Raw genomic sequence first — 17,002 nt, 5'->3', positions numbered from 1 at the left:
CGTCCACACCCCCGCACGTACGGCCGTCGGTCCGCCGGCGGGACGACCCTTCACGAGGGGCGCCGGGTCGGTCATGTCTTCTCCCAGGAAACGGTCAGGAAGGGGTCGGCGGGCACGGCCGGCGGGACGAGGTGGACCGGCGCCTCGCCACCGGGGGCGTCGGCGGTCGGGACCGGCTCGCCTCCGGAGGTCCCGAAGACCCATGTCCGGTACGACCAGAACCGGAAGAGGGTCGCGATGCCGATGCCGACGAACTTCCAGACGTTGTTGGCGAGGGTGCCGTCCCAGCCGAAGCCGTACGTGGTCGCGTAGAGCACGGCGTTCTCGATCACCAGGCCGACCGCGCTGAAGAAGGCGAAGAGGCCGAGCTCCCGCCGCCGGCTGCTGCGGCTCTCCTGGTCGCGGTCCCGGTACGTGAAGTACCGCAGCCCCAGATAGTTGGTCATGATGGCGCAGGCCGTGGCGAGGACACTCGCCCGTACGGTCTGCCACTGCGCGAGGTTCCTGATCAGGTTGAAGATCGCCAGGTTGACCACGAACCCCGAGATGCCCACCAGTCCGAACTTCGCCACCTCGCGGTACAGCCCGCCCAGCCGCGAAGGAACCGCGTGCCGTCCGCTCATGGTGAAGTCCTGTCCGTTTCGTTCGCGGTCTCGTGATGCCTGGTGGTGCTCGTGGGGGCGGTTCAGCCCCGGCGGTTGCGCAGCCGCAGACGCAGCGGAACCAGCGCCGACTCGATCTGCGTGGCGAGGTTCATCTTGGAGACGCCCTCGGTGCGCTCCTCGAAGCGGATCGGGATCTCCACGCCGCTGTGACCGCTTCGCGCCGCGAGGAACTTCAGCTCCACCTGGAAGCTGTAGCCCGCGCTGTCCAGCGTCCGCAGGTCGACGTCGCGCAGCGTCTCGGCCCGCCAGAGATTGAAGCCGGCGGTGATGTCGCGGATCTTGGTGTCGAGGATGGTCCGCGCGTAGCGGTTGGCGAAGCGCGACAGCAACTGGCGGTGCTTCCCCCACTCCTCGTCCAGGGAGCCGCCGTCCACGTACCTGCTGCCGACGACGAAGCCCGCTCCGGTGGCCAGCGCGGTGCCCAGCATCTGCGGGATGACATGGGCCGGGTGACTGCCGTCCGCGTCCATCTGCACCACGAACTGCGCACCCTCGTCCAGCGCGGCCAGCATGCCCGCGGTGTAGGCCCTGCCCAGGCCGTCCTTGGTGGTCCGGTGCAGTACACTCATGCGCGGACGCGGACTGAACTCGTTGTATTTGTCCGCGAGTTGCTCGGCGAGTGCGCCCGTGCCGTCAGGGCTGGAGTCGTCCACGATCTTCAGATGAAGGCCGGGAAGCGGCAGCCGCATCACGATGTCGGCCATCCACTCCAGGTTCGCTGCCTCGTTGTACGTCGGCATGACAACCGTGACCGGTACGTCCCCCCAGGTGACGGGGAGAGACTCCGGGAACGGGTGGTTCATGGCATCTCCTTGGTCGCCGCGCCGGCGGGAGCCGGGCCGGACGGCCCAGCGCGCGGATTTCGGGCGGGCGGCCACCCGGCGCGCGTCGCGGCGCGCCTGGTGACCGTCCGGGTACGGGGTTCGAAGAGGTGATCCGTGTGACCGCGGTGCTCTTCGGTGTGTCGCGGGTGGCTATCGGACGCGTTTCAGCAACAGGACGCGAACGTTGGGCAGGGAACTGGTCTTCGCCACCTTGAACCGGGTCGAGAGCACGACGGCCGTCTTCTGCGGCATGTCGGCGAACGGGGTGCCCAGCTGAGAGGTGGAGACCACCCACAACCGGTCCGTCTTCGCCAGGCACTTGGCGGGGTCCGGACATTCCAGAGCGCCGAAGTTGCCCATCTGCTGCGGCGTCCGCCACATCAGCACATCCTTGGGCCGGTCGGCCGCCCCGGCGTGCCGGAATTCGAAGGCCATCGCCCGGCGTTCCGATTTCTGCCCCGAGAAGGCGATTCCGTCACCCCGCTCGAACCCCTGGGCCACCAGGCGGTGCGCGCCCCGGTAGTCCGGCTCTGCCGGGTCGTTCTGCCGGGCGAGCGCCAGACCGGGCTGTGCCTGCCAGGCGAACACGGCTGCCGCCACCGCCACCAGGACCCCGCCGAACACCCGCCGGGCCGTGCCGGTACGGACCGCGTCGGTCAGCGGCCCGGACAGCCGGGTGACGGCGGCGCTCGCCAGAAGCACCCAGGCGGGCACGGTGAAGAGCAGATACCGCGGCAGGAACAGGTGCAGCTGCGCCGCCGTGAGGTAGGTGACGACCGGAGGCAGCACCACCCAGGGCGCCAGCAGCACGGCGTACTTGCGCACCACCAGCAGGCCGACCACCCCGAGTGCCATCACCGCCCCGCCGGTCACCCAGGAGCCGAACAACTTCTGCGGATGGTTGACCAGGTCCTGGAACGTGGGGTTGTTCCAGGCGATCTGCCCGCTCTGGTTCGAGCCCTGCGCCAGCATCGGGAGCACCACGGACAGGCCGGTCAGCGCGGCCGCGGCGAAAGCCCAGTGGGCGATGCGGTCGCCCTTGCGCCTGGCCATGACCACCATGCCCAGATGGCCGGCGAGCACCGACAGCGAGACCAGGTGGCTGAACCCGATCAGCGGAATCGTCGCGGCGTACAGCGTCCAGCCCTTGAGGCTCGGCCGGTCGAGTGCGCGCAGCAGGACCAGCGTGGACAGCAGCGTGAACGCGACCGCGAAGGCGTAGGGCCGCGCCTGCTGCCCGTACTCGGTGACCGAGGGCACCGCCGCGAAGACCAGGCCGGCCAGCAGCCCGGTCCCCGTGGTGAACATCCGCCGCCCGACGAGCGCGAGCAGGCCGGCCGCGGCGGCCATGGCGAACGCCGCCGGCACCCGCAGCGCGGTCGGCGAGTCCCCGGCCGACGAGACCCACAGGTGCATCAGGAAGTAGTACGGGGCGAAGACGACGTCGATGTTCCGGATCAGCTGGGACAGGTCGCCGAGGGAGAGCGTGGCCGCCCACCAGGTGGCGTGCTCGTCACGCCACATCTGCCGGTCGCCGATGCCGTTCAGGGAGGAGGCGAGGGTGAGCGCCGCGGGCACCAGGAAGAGCAGGGCGGTGGCCACCCGGCCGGCGCCGCCGTTCGACCGGCCGCGCCGCCGGGAGACCGGTTCCTCGTCGGCCGCGACGGGCGCGGGTCCGTGGGTCGGTTCGGTGACGGTCATCGTTTCACCCAGATCCGGTAGGTGGTCGACCCATAGGCGTCGGTGGACGGCAGGACGGCCAGCAGCCGGTAACCGGAGTTGCCGTGCAGCGCGTCGGTGATCGCCTTGTCGGTCCCAGGGGTGACGTCGCCGTTGAGCACGATCGCGTCGAACCACCCCGCCCGCACGGCCCTGCGGAAGCCGTCGGGGCCGGTGTGGTGCTCGCCGCTCTTGTCGGTGAAGTCGATGTCGCGCGTGCCGTGCCACTGATCCCGGCGCGTCGAGTCGGCCAAGTAGTAGGCGGGGATCTCTGCCTGCTCGGCGAGGTACCGGCCGTCCTTGCCGACGACCTTCCTCAGGGTGTTCACCATCTGACCGGAGTCCGGCGGACGGTAGAGGGTCTGGGTCTGCGCCATGCCCACGACCAGCACTCCGACCCAGACCATGATGCCGAGTTGCGGATAGCGGAAGTGCGCCCCCACGAGCCGGGAGATACCGAGCCCCGCCATGGGCGCGGCGAACAGCAGGCCGAATCCGACGTGCTTGAAAAGCGAGACGTCGTCGTTCAGGTAGGCCTGGCAAACGGGGGCGAGCAGAGCGGTGCCGCACATCAGCAGGCCCAGTGCGGTGCGGCGGACCGCCCCCGGTGTGTCGCCCGTCGCCCAGGGCATCTCCCCCATGCGCGACCTGCGTACGTAGTCGACGGCGCCGCCGACCGCGACCAGCAGCACCAGGCCGCCCCACTCCGCGCTGCGCCACAGCACGTCCAGCGCCGGGTCGGTGCCGTGCGCGCGCCCGGTGGTGGCGGAGGTGAGGCCGTCCAGCCCGCCGGACAGGTACGCGGCCGCCCCGAGGAGGAGCAGCGTCCCGGCACCGAAGAACAGGCCCCGAAGGAAGGCCCGCGCACCCCGGTAGGGGTAGGCCGACAGCACGGCGAGCACCACCAGGCTCGGCAGGTACAGCACGGCGACGGACTTGGTCGCCGGAGCGAGGGCCGCAAAGGGTGCGGCAAGCAGCGCCAGGGAGGGGTGCGACCGGCCGGTACGGACCAGGGCCCACGCCGCCGCGGCGATCAGGAAGAGCGCCATCGCGTCCGCGGTGGCGAGGCTCCCGAGGAGTTCGGTGGACTCGACCACGGCGAACAGCCCGGCAGCGGCCAGCCCGGCCCGCTCGTTGAACATCCGGCTCGTCATCGCGTAGAGCAGCGCGGTGACTCCCAGCATGAACAGCAGGCTGAGCGAGCGGGCGGCGGCCAGGCCGCCCACCGCGTCCGCCGCCTTCGCCACCACCGGATAGACGCCGGAGTGGCCGATCCGGTGGTGACCGGGGGCCAGGTAGTACGCCTCGGCGGCGAAGGCACGCCCGCCGAGCCGGAACGACAGGCCGGCCTGGACCAGCAGGACGCACAGCACCAGGCTCCGGCCGATCCAGGTGCTGCGCCGGGTATCGATCGACCAGGCCGACACCGGTACCTCCGGCACGACGTAGCCCGGGACGGCCGGCGCCTCGGGCCCGGCCTCCCGCCCGTCCGCCGGGTGGGCCTGCGTGCCCGTGACGACGTGCGCCGCCACCTGCTCGTACGGCTGCGGGTAGGGCTGTTCGTACGGCTGCTGCGCGTACTGCTGCGGCCGGTACCGCGGGTAGGACGCGGGGTCCTGCCAGGCCGTGTCCTCGTGCCGGCCGTCGGCCGGCGGCCAGTCGCCGTACTGGTCGTGGTGGTGGGTCTCCTGGTCCTTCACTGGCGGGGCACCTCGAAACCGATTCTGTCGTCGGCGGCCAGCCGCTTGAACTCCGCCAGGGCCAGCGGGCTCGCCTGGAGCCGCCAGTCGGCGCGCTTGGTGATGTTGAACCAGACGAAGCCCAGCACGTCGTCGTGGGCCTCGATGCCCTCGAAGAGGCTGCGGACGTCCGCCCGGCGGCGTTGCCCCGGTTCGGAGGCGGTCTCGGAGAGGAAGAACGGCTTCTTCGTGAACTTCCGGACCTGGCTCGTCGTGGGCCCGTACAGGGTGTCGAAGGTCGACGCGCCCGTGGCCGTCCAGTACCCGACCACACCGACCCAGTCGACGTAGGCGTCGCCGGGCCAGTACGGCTTCAGCGCGACGTCGGGCACCGGGTTGACGACGTTCGGACTCCACACCCAGATGACGTTGGTGGCGCCCTCGTCCTGGAAGATGTCGTGGATGTGCCGCCACGCCTTCACGAACTGGGCGGGGGTCGCGTTCTTGGTGCCCCACGGGTACCAGTGGCCGTTCATCTCGTGGCCGAAGCTGATCGCCACCGGTGCGTTGCCCTTGCGCACCTCGGAGGCGTAACGCCTGATGTACTCGTCCTGCGATCCGTCGGCGATCTTCGCGAGCGACGGCTTGAACGGCTCCCAGGAGACGTAGAGCATCGCGCCCGCGCCCAGCACGCGCCGGGCCCCGTCGATGTTGAAGTCGTTGCCCCACGCCGAGTAGGAGGCGACGACGTTGGGCTGCTTGCCGACCAGATCGGCGTACTTCCCCACCGGGGTCAAGGAGTCCGGGGCACCGTCGACCGCGACGCCGAAGTACTTCTTGTCGGGCTTCAGCAGGTCGGTGGTGTCGTACGTGACCTCCGGCACCTCGCTCACGGCGCTGGACTCCGGTGCGGCACCGCGGTTCGACCCGGAGTGCGTCGCGCCCGATACGCAACCGGTGCCGGTGAGGCAGACCAGGAGAGCCCCGGCCGCCGCACGGCGGAGGGACACAGGGAACAGGTTCATGCGGACATCTCGTTTCGCGGCTGGACCAGGACCCGTCCGACGACGAGCGCGTAGAAGAGGCCGGAGGACAGGACGAGGGCGAAGTCCGGCGGGTAGCCGTCCAGCATCCGCCAGACCGCGGCGCCCACCCAGATCACCGCGGTGCCGCCGCTCCAGATACGGAGGCCGAGCCAGAACCGGCGGGTCTTGTTCTTCTTCGCCCCCGAGGAACCGGTGGGCTGCCAGCCCATCCGCTGCTTGCGCAGGATGTCCCAGATCGCGAAGAAGTGCGCCCAGCCGTACATCAGCCGGGCCGACCACGCTTCGAGGCGGTAGGGGGACTTGTGCCAGATGGGGAAGATGACGGTGGTGTAGATGATGCTCGGCAGCACCATGAGCAGGTTGTCCACCTCGAGCTTGTCCGGCAGGGTCAGCAGCAGCACGATCGGGATGATCGGTGCCGCGAAGGTGAACAACGCGGTGTGGATGTAGTAGAAGAAGCCCGACAGGTAGCAGAGCCGGCTGGAGAACTTGACCCTGGCGTCCCAGAACTTCTTGCTGCCCAGCAGGCTCATCGAGCCGGAGCACCAGCGGTACTGCTGGTTGAAGAAGGCTCCGGCGTTGTCCGGGCACACCCCGGTCGACAGTGCGATCGGGATGTAGCGCAGGTCCCAGCCCAGACCGCGCAGGTCGAAGCCGGTGTGCACGTCCTCGGAGTGCTCGATGAGCGTCGTGCCGCCGTTGGTCTCCAGGGCCGCACGCCGGTAGATGGCGCAGCTGCCGACGCAGATCGCGCCGTCGCTGCTCTGCCGGGAGACCTGGACCGAGCGGTAGAACAGCTCCTGCACCGCGCCCGCGCCCCGCTCGATCCAGTTCTGCGAGTCGAGCACCCGGAAGAACTGCGGCGACTGGACGATGCCGATCCGCTCGTCCGTCTCCATGTACGGGAGCATCTCCTCCAGGAGATCGGAGCGCGGGGTGAAGTCGGCGTCGAGGATCAGGATGTACTTGCCGTCGGACTGCCCGAAGCCGAAGTGCAGGTTGCCGGCCTTCTTGAACCAGCCGCGATTCGGGCGGGTGCCGTACCGGAATCCGAAGTCGGCGGCCATGGCCTCCAGCTCCGGGCTGGCGCCGTCGTCGAGCACGAACGGGACACACACACCCGGGTAGCGGTCGGCCAGCGCCCGGACATGCGTCCAGGTGTTGTGCAGCACCTCGATGGGCTCGCCGCACACCGGCAGGAACACGTCGACGGACGGGTAGACCTCCGGCCGCCAGTCGCGGACCAGCTGCTTGTGGCGCTTGAGATCGAAGCCCCGGGAGAACCCGTTCACCCGCAACGAGATCAGGTAGTAGACCACGGTGAACAGCAGCGGGGGCGCGTAGAGCCACAGCAGCGGGTTGGACTGGGCCAGCTTGTACTGGCTGTAGCCCAGGCAGCAGAAGCTGATCACGGAGCTGACGGTCAGCACCCACAGGTTGCGCCTGGCGAACGCGTACTTCTCCAGGGCCGTGGGCGGCTGCGGCAGGAGTCCGAGCGGCGCCGCGCCCGCCTTGGCGGCGCGCCGTCTGCCGACCGGCTGCGCGCGGTGGTGCCCACTCGTCGACGCGGGCTGCAGCGAACTCATGCCGGCTCCCCCAGGTGGCGCGCCCCGGAGCCCGCCGGCGATCCGCCTGGCGTGAAGGAGACGGCCGGGTTACAGGCCGCCGACGGGAAGGAAGACTTCCGGAAAATTGGAATTCCCCGCCCCTGCGCGGCGGTTCGCCGCGCCGACTTCGTCGTGCGCCAAGAGTGGGCGGGCAGCCCGCCGACAACAGCATGTGACATTGCGTTAAATGGCCTTCTCAACGTTATTACCGCGCGCGGAACATGACGCATGTCGAGCCGAAAAGGCGTGTCTGCGCCCGTCAGGGCATGCCAAAACGCACACCTCGCCGGTACTTGGAATCCCCTCCCAGCCCCTGAACCGCCGACCGGCACGGTGTCCCCACACCGCCCCCGCCCGTCCGGCAGCATCCTTAGCTTGTCAAAATATGTACTACTACCGCAACTACTTTATGCGAGTTGTGTTCATGTCGTGACCATCTAACGATTGATTGGTAATTGGTAGAGGGAACTCCGCCCCTCTTCACCCCTTTCGTGCCGTTCACGCGGAGGCGGAATCAAGCCATCCGCTGCACCGTGGATCGCCCGGACCGCGTCACGCGGTCCGGGCCGCGAGCCCGTGCGGGGCCGTGCGGGAGGGCGTGCGGGTGGGCCCCCGCGTCCGCCGAGGGTGTGCCGGCCCACGTGCCGCTTCTGCGGCAAACCCGCAACCGGGCCGTGGGGCGGCCTCGCAGGGGCGGCCGGAATCTGCGGGTAAATCCCGATCTGCGCGGCGCGGAAGGCGGGGACACTGGCACGGAGCGTTCACCGTTCGGACCTCGAGGCGGTCGAAGGCCGAGTCCGAGGCCGTCGGCACGGAAGGAGGGGCTGCCCGGCGCGGCCCACGTCGACGGCTCCTTTGAGGCACATGCCCAGTCAGGAGAGACCTCTCCGATGACCACAAACGAAGGACACCGTCCCCCCACACTGCTGGAAGTCTCCGAGGTGGTCTGCACCCCGATGGCGGTGATCGACGAGGAAGGGGCGGTGTTCGGGTGGACCGAGCCGGCCCGGCGGCTGGTCGGCTACTCGCCGGTGCAGGCGATGCGGCGTCCGGCCGCAAGCATGCTGGCATCGGCCGCGGACTGGACGACGGCATCCGCCCGTGTGCAGCGCTCCCCCGGCCCGGACGTCTGGTCCGGCCCCGTCGCGCTCCGCCACATGGACGGGCACACCCTCGAAGTGGGGCTGCGGCTCTCCCGGCTGTCCGGGCCCGATGGAGCCGTCCGCTGGCTCGTCACGGTGACCCGGGCGGACGCCGTGCTCTCGTCGGCGGCAAGGGGCCTGAGGCCGTCCTCCCTCCTGGGCGGCGCACCGGTCGCGATCTGCATCCGCGACGCCGAGCTCCGCTGTACCTGGGTGAGCGGCACCGCGGAGCTCGTCGACGGCATTCCCTCCGCGACGCGGCTCGGCCGGCGCCTGTCGGACATACGGCCCAGCACGGAGTCCGACGCACTGGAGACGGCGATGCGGCACGTCCTGCGGAGCGGGACCTCGGCCATCGACCTCGAATATCCCGAATGGCTCTCGTCGGTCGGCGCGTACGGCCCCTTCGAGGCCTCGTACTTCCGCCTCGACGGCCCCGACGGCAGCCCGCCGGCTCTGTGCGCCATGTGGGTGAGCATCGCCGACAGGGACCGGGCCCGGGAGCGCCTGGCGATCGTCGACGGTGCCGCCGCCCGCGTCGGCACCACCTTGGACGTCGCGCGGACGGGGCAGGAACTGGCCGACATCGCGGTGCCGCTCCTGGCGGACTTCGCGATCGTCGACCTGGCCGACCCGGTCCGGCTGGGTCAGGACGCCCTGCTCTACCCGGCGCCGGCGGACAGCCCGATCCCCCCGTTCCGCCGCGCCGGACTGGCGTCGGTCAACCAGGGGGCCCCGGAGGCGATCTGGGCGCCCGGGGAGGAGATCTCCGTCCCGCCGACCTCGACCTACGCCTTCGTGCTGTCCTCGGGCAGACCGTCCAGGACGGTCCTGAGGCTGCCGCCGGACAGCCGTCCCCACCGGGGCATGGCCTGGGCCGAGAAGATCCGCAAGTACGGGATCCACGCCTTCATGGTCGTGCCGATCCACGCCCGCGGCGAGGCGCTGGGCGTGGCGGCCTTCGCTCGTTCGAGGAATCCGACGCCGTTCGAGGACGGCGACCTGCTCCTCGCGGAGGAACTCGTCGCGCGGGCCGCGGTCGGCCTGAGGAACGCCAACCGGTACACGCGTGAACGTGCCATAGCGCTGGCCCTGCAGCGCAACCTGCTCCCTCACCATCTGACCGGCGGATCCGCCGTCGACGTGGCTTCGCGCTACCTGCCGGCCGACATCGACGCGGGGGTCGGCGGAGACTGGTTCGACGTGATCCCGCTGTCGGGGGCCCGGGTGGCACTGGTCGTGGGCGACGTGGTCGGGCACGGTATCGAAGCCGCCGCGACGATGGGCAGACTGCGCACCGCCGTACGGGCCCTCGCCGACCTGGATCTGCCCCCCGACGACCTGCTCACCCACCTCGACGATCTGATCATCCGTCTCACCCGGGAGGACGGCGTCCAGGAACTGGCGACCCAAGTCCTGTGGGCCACCTGCCTGTACGTCATCTACGACCCGGTGACGAGACGATGCACCATGGCACGGGCCGGTCACCCACCGCCCGCGATCATCGAGCCGCAGGGCCGCATCACCTTTCCCGACCTCCCGCCCGGAACCCCACTCGGCGTAGGGCTGTCCTCATTCGAGGCCGTCGAGCTGGAGGTGCCGGAAGGCAGCGTCCTCGCCCTGTACACCGACGGCCTGGTCGAATCGCGAACCCAGGACCTCGACGCCGGGACCGACCGTCTCCGCGCTGTCCTGGCCCAGCACGACCTCCCGCTGGACGACCGGTGCTCCGCCGTCGTCGAGGCCCTGTCGGCGCACCCGCCGGCCGACGACATCACGTTGCTCATGGCCCGGACCCACGGACTCGGCTCCTGCCAGGTCGCCTCCTGGGACCTGCCTCCCGACCCGGCCGCCGTCAGCAAGGCCCGATTCCTGTCCGCACGGCAACTGGCGAGATGGGGGCTGGAACATCTGGTGACGTCGACCGAACTCATCGTGAGCGAACTGGTCACCAACGCCGTACGGCACGGCAAAGGGCCGATCGGCCTCCGCCTCATTCGCGACGCGTTCGTGACCTGTGAGGTCTCCGACAGGAGTAACACTCTTCCGCGCCTGCGCCACGCCCGCGTCACCGACGAGAACGGCCGCGGGCTGCTCCTCGTGAACCGGCTCTCCCAGCGCCGCGGAACCCGTTACACCATGGGCGAGGGGAAGATCGTCTGGGCCGAACAGGAATTGACCCCCGGCATCTGACAGGCGTCGGAGTCCCGTTCCGCGCACACGCCGGCCACGGACGGCGGAGAAACTCAGGCGGACATGGAGGGGTTGTGACCCTCTTCTGCCACGGTGTCCACCAGCGGTGCTGTGACGGCACGAACGCCCGGCCGGGCGTCGGCCAGCGCGGCGAGGCGGCCGACGGCGTTGTCGATCAGTTCGAGGTCGGCTTTGGTGTGGGCGATGGCGGCGTCGATGAGCAGGGCCACCAGGGGGTCGTCCGCGTGGTTGCGGCGTTGGCGTGTGAGGCCGGCGAGTTCGGACAGATAGGTCTGCCGCTGGGCCGCGACGAGGGCGTCCAGCGCCTCGGGGCCCACGGAGGCCGCGCCGAAGAGTTTGAGGAAGAGTTCGTCGCGGAAGCCGCCCGTGCGCGTCCAGGCGGTCGTCGCCCAGGTCCGCAACTCACCCTGCCCGGTGGGGGTGAGGTGGTAGCGGGTCTTGTCGGGGCGGTCGGACTGGGCGACTTGGGACCTGGTGACGTAGCCGTCGCGGACCAGGCGGTCCAGGATCTGGTACAGGTGGCCGATATTGAGGCCGCCCCACTGGGGGCCGATGGCCTGCTCGAAGCGTCCTTTGAGTTCGTAGCCGTGGCTCGGGCCTTCGGACAGCAACGCGAGCACCGCGTGGTGCAGTGGCATTTTACACCCCCTGTGGATTGTGACAATGTACCGCTGCATTGCGGCAATGCAGCGCTGCGGGAGGGTGGGAGGGGTTCATGGGTGTGACCTTGCGGGGGGTGACCCGCCGGTATCCGGGGATCACCGCGCTGGAGGGCGTCGACCTGGTCATCGACGAGGGTGTGTCGGTGGCGCTGACCGGCCCGTCAGGTGCGGGCAAGTCCACCGTTCTGCACGTGATCGGCGGTATGGACCGGCCGGACTCCGGCACGGTGGAGGTCGACGGTGTCGAGCTGACGCCGGCCCGGCTGGACGCGCACCGCCGCCGGATCGGGTTCGTCTTCCAGCGCTTCCACCTGCTGCCCGCGCTGACGGCGCTGGACAACGTCCTGGTGCCGGTACTGCCCCGCCGGGTCGACTTCGACCGGCGGGAGCGCGCCATGGAACTCCTGGACGCCGTCGGCCTGGCGCAACGCGCCGACGCGCTGCCCTCGCAGCTCTCCGGGGGACAGCAGCAACGCGTCGCGGTCGCCCGGGCGTTGATCAACCGCCCGGGGCTGCTGCTCGCGGACGAGCCGACCGGCAACCTCGACAGTTCCACCGGGCGGGAGATCATCGACCTGCTGCTGTCACTGAGCGAGCAGTACGGCACGACGATGCTGATCGCCACCCACGACGCCGAGGTCGCCGCGAACTGCGACCGGATCGTGAGGCTGCAGGACGGCCGGATCACCTCCGACGAGCAGGTGACGCCGGCCGACGACGTCCTCGACCGGCTCGGGGGCCTGCGTCCGTGATAGCCATGATCCTCTCCCAGCTGAGCAGGCACCGGGGCCGCGCGCTGGCGCTGGCCGCCGGCATCCTGGTGGCTGCCACCAGCTTCACCCTGCTCACCTCGACGGTGACGACAAGTCAGGCCCGCACCACCGACACCGTCCGGAAGAACGCCCGCTCCGCCTACGACGTCCTCGTCCGCCCCCGCGGCAGCCAGACCGCCATCGAGCGGGCCGACGGCCTGGTCGAGGCCAACTTCCTGTCCGGGATCTTCGGCGGCATCACGCTCGGCCAGTACGGCGCGATCAAGGACATGCCCGGGGTGCAGATCGCCGCACCGGTCGCCAACCTGGGCTACCTCATGGTGCAGGGCACCATGAAGATCGATGTGTCCGACTTCCTGGACAGCAAGGCACCCGCCCAGATACTGCGGATCAAACCGACCCTGACCGCGGGACTGGGCACGTATCGAGCCGCCGACCAGTACGTCTACCTGACCCGCAACCCCATCCGACCGCCCACCAAGCTGCCCGACGCCCTGTTCCCCGGGATGGTGCAGGAGCATGTGGGCACCAAGACCTACTACGTCTGCTGGTACTACAACTCCAACAAGACCGACCTGCACATTCAGCATGCCGACGACGGGGGCTACGAGCCGCTGCAGCCCAATTTCATCCGGGAGGACCGCCGCGAGGAGTCGCCGTTCGACCCCGACATGAACGCGTGGCTGACGTGCCGGTCGGGCCACGACAAGGCGACGGCCGAGTTCCCGGTCACCTACCCGGTGCTGCTGTCGGCGGTGGACCCCACCGCCGAGAACCAACTGGTGGGGCTGGGCCGGGCGATCACCCAGGGCCGGATGCTCACCGACCGGGACAAGCCCGTCTGGAACCGAAAGGAGGGCTGGTCGGACAAGCCGTACTGGAAGGTCCCGGTCGTGCTCAACGACCGGTCGCTCACCGCTGGTACCGTGCACGCCACCGTTGAGCGGCTGGACACCGGCAACCCCCTGGCTCTGCCCGAGAAGCTCGGCAGCACCGCCGCCCACGACTTCGTCAACGGCCTGCGCGGAACGCCCGTCGGACACATCAGCGCCGACCTCGCCGAGGCATTCCCGGACAGCACCGACCAGATTCGCTCGGACAGTTACTGGACGGTCGGCCCCGTCGATTACGACCGCACCGACCACGGCCTGGCCCCACGCGCCCGCGCGGACCAGTCGCCCGAGCTCTGGCGGACCAACTCGGACGGGCAGTTCATCGAGATGGTGCCCGAGGAGAACACCGGGATCCAGTTCCGCAAGGTCACCAGCCACCCGGGCACCGCCTGCTGGGGCACGCAGACCTGCGGCCACCAGGACTCCGGGCGGACCCCGATCCCCTATCTCACCCCCGTCGGGCGTTACGACGCCACCAAGTTGCCCGGCTTCTCCTCGCTGACGCAGGTGCCGTTGGAGACCTACCGTTCCCCGCAGGTCACCGGCGCCGACGCGGCCGCACGGGCCGCCCTGCACGACCGGCCCCTGGCTCCCGACCGGAACCTCGGCGGCTACCTCGCCGCGCCGCCCACCATGCTCACCACGATCGACTCGATCTCCGTGCTCACCAAGAGCCGCCGGCTGCCGTCGTTGCAGGACAAGGCACCCGTCAGCGCTATCCGTATCCGGGTGGCCGGCGTCACCGGCGTCGACGCCGCCTCCCAGGCCCGCGTCAACGCGGTGGCCGGGCGGATCCGCACCGCGTACCCCGGGCTGCAGGTCGACATCACCATCGGCAGTTCCCCGGCGCCGCAGACCATCGCGCTGTCGGGCGTGAACGTCCGCGAGTACTGGACCGCCAAGGGCGTGGCCCTGCGCATTCTGAAGGCCGTCGACGCCAAGAGCGCGGTGCTCTTCGTCCTGGTGCTGGTGGTGTGCGGACTGTTCCTCGCGCAGGCCGCGCTCGCCTCGGTGCGCTCCCGCCGCACCGAGATCGGCACCCTGCGCTGCGTGGGCTGGACATCACGGGACATCCTCCGCCTCGTCCTCGGTGAACTGGCGGTCATCGGCCTCGCCGCGGGCACCGCAGGCGCGCTGCTCGCGTACCTCCTGGGCTCGCTGCTCGGCCTGTCCGACGCGGCCGCGAAAGCCGCCCTCGTCCTGCCCGTCGCCCTGCTGCTCGCCCTCACCGCCGGTGCCGTCCCCGCCTGGCGGGCCACCCGTCTGCGACCCATCGACGCCATCCGGCCCCCCGTCACCACAGGCGGCCGGGCCGCACCCGTCCGCAGCGTCCTCGGCCTCGCCGCACGCAATCTGCTCCGCGTCCCCGGCCGTACCCTGCTCGGCGCCGCCGGACTCGCCCTCGGCGTCGCGGCCTTCACCGTGCTGCTCGCCCTGACCCTCGCCTTCCGCGGCGAAGTCGCCGGCTCCCTGCTCGGCAACGCCGTCGTCGCCCAGGCGCGCACCGCCGACTACCTCAGCGTCGCCCTGTCCCTGCTGCTCGGCGCGGCGGGCGCCGTCGACGTGCTGGTCCTGTCCCAACGCGAGCGCGCCGCCGACCTCGCCGTCCTGCGCGCCACCGGATGGACCACCCGCGAACTCGCCCGCCTCACCGTCCACGAAGGCATCCTCCTCGCTCTCCTGGGCGGCCTCACCGGAGCCCTCGCGGGACTCGCCGCCGTCCTGGCGATCGGCAGCGGGGTACTGCAAGGACACCTGCTCACGGTCGGCGGCGCAGCCCTCCTGGCCACCCTCGCCGCCGTCGCCCTCGTCAGCGCCGCCCTCGCCTTCCCCATCCGGGCCCACTCCCGCATCGCCCCCGCCCACCTCCTGGCGGCAGACTGAGCGTCGCACGGCGGGTTCACCGCTGTTCAGGAACGCACGACGCGTGCCACGGGTACCGCAACGCGCGCAGGCACCACGAAGGAGCACCCATGACCGTCGGGGACGACGACCGCACCGGCACCGCGGGGACCGGTGGCACCGCCCTGGCGGGAGCGCGACCCGAGCGGCCCCGCAAGGTCCGCAAGGTGGGCAAGCAGTGGCCCTGGTGGCAGGAGCTGCCGATCCTGATCGTGGTGGCGCTGGTCGTGGCCCTGGGCATCAAGACGTTCTTCGTCCAGGCCTTCTCCATCCCCTCGGGTTCGATGCAGAACACCCTCCAGGTCGGCGACCGGGTCCTGGTGGACAAGTTCACCCCGTGGTTCGGCGCGGAACCGCAGCGCGGCGAGGTCGTGGTCTTCCGGGATCCCGGCGGCTGGCTGGACGACCAGCCCGCACAGGACGGCGGTGCCTCGCCGAACGTGATCAGCAAGGCCCTGGCCTTCGTCGGCCTGATGCCCTCGGCCGACGAGCAGGACCTGATCAAGCGTGTGATCGCGGTCGGCGGCGACACCGTGACGTGCGAACGCGGCGAACCCGTCGAGGTCAACGGCAGGCCCCTGAACGAGCCCTACGTCTACCCCGGCGCCACACCCTGCGACGACCTCCCGGTCGGCACGGTCAAGGTCCCGAAGGACCACCTGTGGGTCATGGGCGACCACCGCGACAGCTCCAGGGACTCCCGCGCCCATGTCGAGGAACCGGGCGGCGGTTTCGTGCCCGTCGACGACGTGATCGGCCGGGCCTTCGTCGTCGCCTGGCCCCTGTCACGATGGTCCTTGCTGCCGGTGCCCGCCACCTTCGACCGGCCGTGAGGGAGGCGATCTCCTGCGGTGGGCGGGGCGGCACCCCCGGCCGCACGATCCTTTTCCCCGGCGGGGATTCCCGGTTCGCCGAGCTCCGATTCGCGAACGGGCGGGGCCCTTTCGGGGTTTCCGTCCGCCCGGACGGACGGCGCGAACGGATGGCCCGCCCGGCCATGGATCAAGCATGCCGCTTCCGGTGCGCGACGGCGCGGGAAAATGGCGCCCCGATTCTATGGCGGGCGGACGGGGACGGCTAACCTCGAGCGGGTTGTCGTCAATTCCCCGAACGTGGGGGCCGGTTCGTCCCGCGGCCTGGGCATGGGGCCGTATCCGGACCGGCAGCGTCAAGGAGCCACTGATGTGCGGTGATTTCACAGGCGGGTCCGGAGCCTGTGTTTCACGGGACGGAAGATGTGTGCCGCTCCTGAAGGTACGTGCCGTTCTCCGGTGAAAGCCGTCTTCCTCGTGAGAAAGGCTGTCCCGACTCCGGCCAGGGGCACAATGCGCGGATTCTTTCACGGCCCGCGAACCCTGGAGCAACCCGTGCGGAATGCACTCGTGTCCGCCGTGTTCGCCACGGCGGTTCTCGGCGTATTCGTCCTCGCGCAGCCGCGGAGCGGCGCCGCGCACCGGTCCGGGGACGACGGTGCCACGCTCCCGAGCGATCTGCGGGTCGGCGCCGTCTGCTCGTCGGACATCGGCTACGCCACCGACGTCTCCTGCGGCCTGGCGAGCTTCGGCGACGTGCGCTTCCTGTGCCCGGCGGGCACCCGCACCGCCCCGTGTCCGCGGACCCGCACCGTGACGCTCCAGAACACCGGGCGCACCGACCTGCGGCTGGTCGGGATCAGCGGCTCGGCACCGGGCGTACGGCACGAGACCGTCTCCCGCCTCCTGCCCCCCGGGGCGCGGGCCGCCCTGGGCCCCCGCGACGGCGACACCTACCTCTACGACATCGTCCTGCGCTCCGGCGGAGGCCGTACGGAGGCGCGGGTCACCGCACTGTCGTGACGGCCCGTCAACCCACGAGATCCGTCAACGGAGAATCAAGG

Annotated in this window: 12 protein-coding genes; 5 read left to right on the top strand and 7 right to left on the bottom strand. The window is 70.4% G+C overall.

The window, feature by feature from the left end; translation table 11 throughout:
• Positions 1-71: 71 nt before the first annotated feature.
• The 6 genes from PV364_RS21600 to PV364_RS21575 all read right to left on the bottom strand — a co-directional run bounded on the left by PV364_RS21600 (position 72) and on the right by PV364_RS21575 (position 7,519).
• Positions 72-623: a GtrA family protein gene (locus PV364_RS21600; RefSeq protein WP_319661778.1), complete on the bottom strand. Its 552-nt coding sequence runs from the start codon at positions 621-623 to the stop codon at positions 72-74.
• A 62-nt stretch (positions 624-685) separates the two neighbouring features.
• Positions 686-1,468 (bottom strand): polyprenol monophosphomannose synthase, encoded by a 783-nt coding sequence (locus tag PV364_RS21595; RefSeq protein WP_319661777.1) that lies wholly within the window; start codon positions 1,466-1,468, stop codon positions 686-688.
• Between the two features lie 171 nt (positions 1,469-1,639).
• On the bottom strand, positions 1,640-3,190 hold the full coding sequence (locus PV364_RS21590; RefSeq protein WP_319661776.1) for a glycosyltransferase family 39 protein: 1,551 nt from the start codon (positions 3,188-3,190) through the stop codon (positions 1,640-1,642).
• A complete protein-coding gene (locus PV364_RS21585; RefSeq protein WP_319661775.1) occupies positions 3,187-4,908 on the bottom strand; it encodes a glycosyltransferase family 39 protein in 1,722 nt (573 codons plus the stop codon). The genes PV364_RS21590 and PV364_RS21585 overlap by 4 nt, the downstream gene beginning before the upstream one ends.
• Positions 4,905-5,912, bottom strand: a complete 1,008-nt coding sequence (locus PV364_RS21580; RefSeq protein WP_319661774.1) for a glycoside hydrolase family 26 protein — start codon at positions 5,910-5,912, stop codon at positions 4,905-4,907. Before PV364_RS21580 ends, PV364_RS21585 begins: the two co-directional genes overlap by 4 nt.
• Complete coding sequence (locus PV364_RS21575; protein ID WP_319661773.1) at positions 5,909-7,519, bottom strand: glycosyltransferase family 2 protein; 1,611 nt, start codon at positions 7,517-7,519, stop codon at positions 5,909-5,911. Before PV364_RS21575 ends, PV364_RS21580 begins: the two co-directional genes overlap by 4 nt.
• A gap of 911 nt (positions 7,520-8,430) precedes the next feature.
• On the opposite strand from PV364_RS21575, the gene PV364_RS21570 reads away from it, so the two are divergent.
• Complete coding sequence (locus tag PV364_RS21570; RefSeq protein ID WP_319661772.1) at positions 8,431-10,875, top strand: SpoIIE family protein phosphatase; 2,445 nt, start codon at positions 8,431-8,433, stop codon at positions 10,873-10,875.
• A gap of 53 nt (positions 10,876-10,928) precedes the next feature.
• On the opposite strand, the gene PV364_RS21565 is transcribed toward PV364_RS21570, so the two are convergent.
• Positions 10,929-11,534 (bottom strand): PadR family transcriptional regulator, encoded by a 606-nt coding sequence (locus tag PV364_RS21565; protein ID WP_319661771.1) that lies wholly within the window; start codon positions 11,532-11,534, stop codon positions 10,929-10,931.
• A 77-nt stretch (positions 11,535-11,611) separates the two neighbouring features.
• Between PV364_RS21565 and PV364_RS21560 the strand changes: the two genes are divergently transcribed.
• From PV364_RS21560 to PV364_RS21545, 4 genes are all read left to right on the top strand, one after another.
• A complete protein-coding gene (locus PV364_RS21560; protein ID WP_319661770.1) occupies positions 11,612-12,310 on the top strand; it encodes an ABC transporter ATP-binding protein in 699 nt (232 codons plus the stop codon).
• A 5-nt stretch (positions 12,311-12,315) separates the two neighbouring features.
• Complete coding sequence (locus PV364_RS21555; protein WP_319661769.1) at positions 12,316-15,108, top strand: FtsX-like permease family protein; 2,793 nt, start codon at positions 12,316-12,318, stop codon at positions 15,106-15,108.
• Between the two features lie 89 nt (positions 15,109-15,197).
• Positions 15,198-15,959, top strand: a complete 762-nt coding sequence (lepB, locus tag PV364_RS21550) for a signal peptidase I (RefSeq protein WP_319661768.1) — start codon at positions 15,198-15,200, stop codon at positions 15,957-15,959.
• A gap of 534 nt (positions 15,960-16,493) precedes the next feature.
• On the top strand, positions 16,494-16,961 hold the full coding sequence (locus PV364_RS21545; RefSeq protein WP_319661767.1) for a hypothetical protein: 468 nt from the start codon (positions 16,494-16,496) through the stop codon (positions 16,959-16,961).
• Positions 16,962-17,002: the final 41 nt, after the last annotated feature.

The sequence above is a fragment of the Streptomyces sp. MI02-7b genome (genome assembly GCF_033793585.1).
Classification (GTDB): Bacteria; Actinomycetota; Actinomycetes; order Streptomycetales; family Streptomycetaceae; genus Actinacidiphila.
The sequence above is the reverse complement of the archived record's forward strand: the minus strand, read 5'-3'. Positions and strand labels throughout refer to the sequence as shown.

Coding starts and splice junctions, on each gene's coding strand:
- PV364_RS21575 (WP_319661773.1), bottom strand. CDS start 7,519: ATGAGTTCGCTGCAGCCCGCGTCGACGAGTGGGCACCACCGCGCGCAG.
- lepB (WP_319661768.1), top strand. CDS start 15,198: ATGACCGTCGGGGACGACGACCGCACCGGCACCGCGGGGACCGGTGGC.
- PV364_RS21560 (WP_319661770.1), top strand. CDS start 11,612: ATGGGTGTGACCTTGCGGGGGGTGACCCGCCGGTATCCGGGGATCACC.
- PV364_RS21600 (WP_319661778.1), bottom strand. CDS start 623: ATGAGCGGACGGCACGCGGTTCCTTCGCGGCTGGGCGGGCTGTACCGC.
- PV364_RS21555 (WP_319661769.1), top strand. CDS start 12,316: ATGATCCTCTCCCAGCTGAGCAGGCACCGGGGCCGCGCGCTGGCGCTG.
- PV364_RS21565 (WP_319661771.1), bottom strand. CDS start 11,534: ATGCCACTGCACCACGCGGTGCTCGCGTTGCTGTCCGAAGGCCCGAGC.
- PV364_RS21590 (WP_319661776.1), bottom strand. CDS start 3,190: ATGACCGTCACCGAACCGACCCACGGACCCGCGCCCGTCGCGGCCGAC.
- PV364_RS21595 (WP_319661777.1), bottom strand. CDS start 1,468: ATGAACCACCCGTTCCCGGAGTCTCTCCCCGTCACCTGGGGGGACGTA.
- PV364_RS21580 (WP_319661774.1), bottom strand. CDS start 5,912: ATGAACCTGTTCCCTGTGTCCCTCCGCCGTGCGGCGGCCGGGGCTCTC.
- PV364_RS21570 (WP_319661772.1), top strand. CDS start 8,431: ATGACCACAAACGAAGGACACCGTCCCCCCACACTGCTGGAAGTCTCC.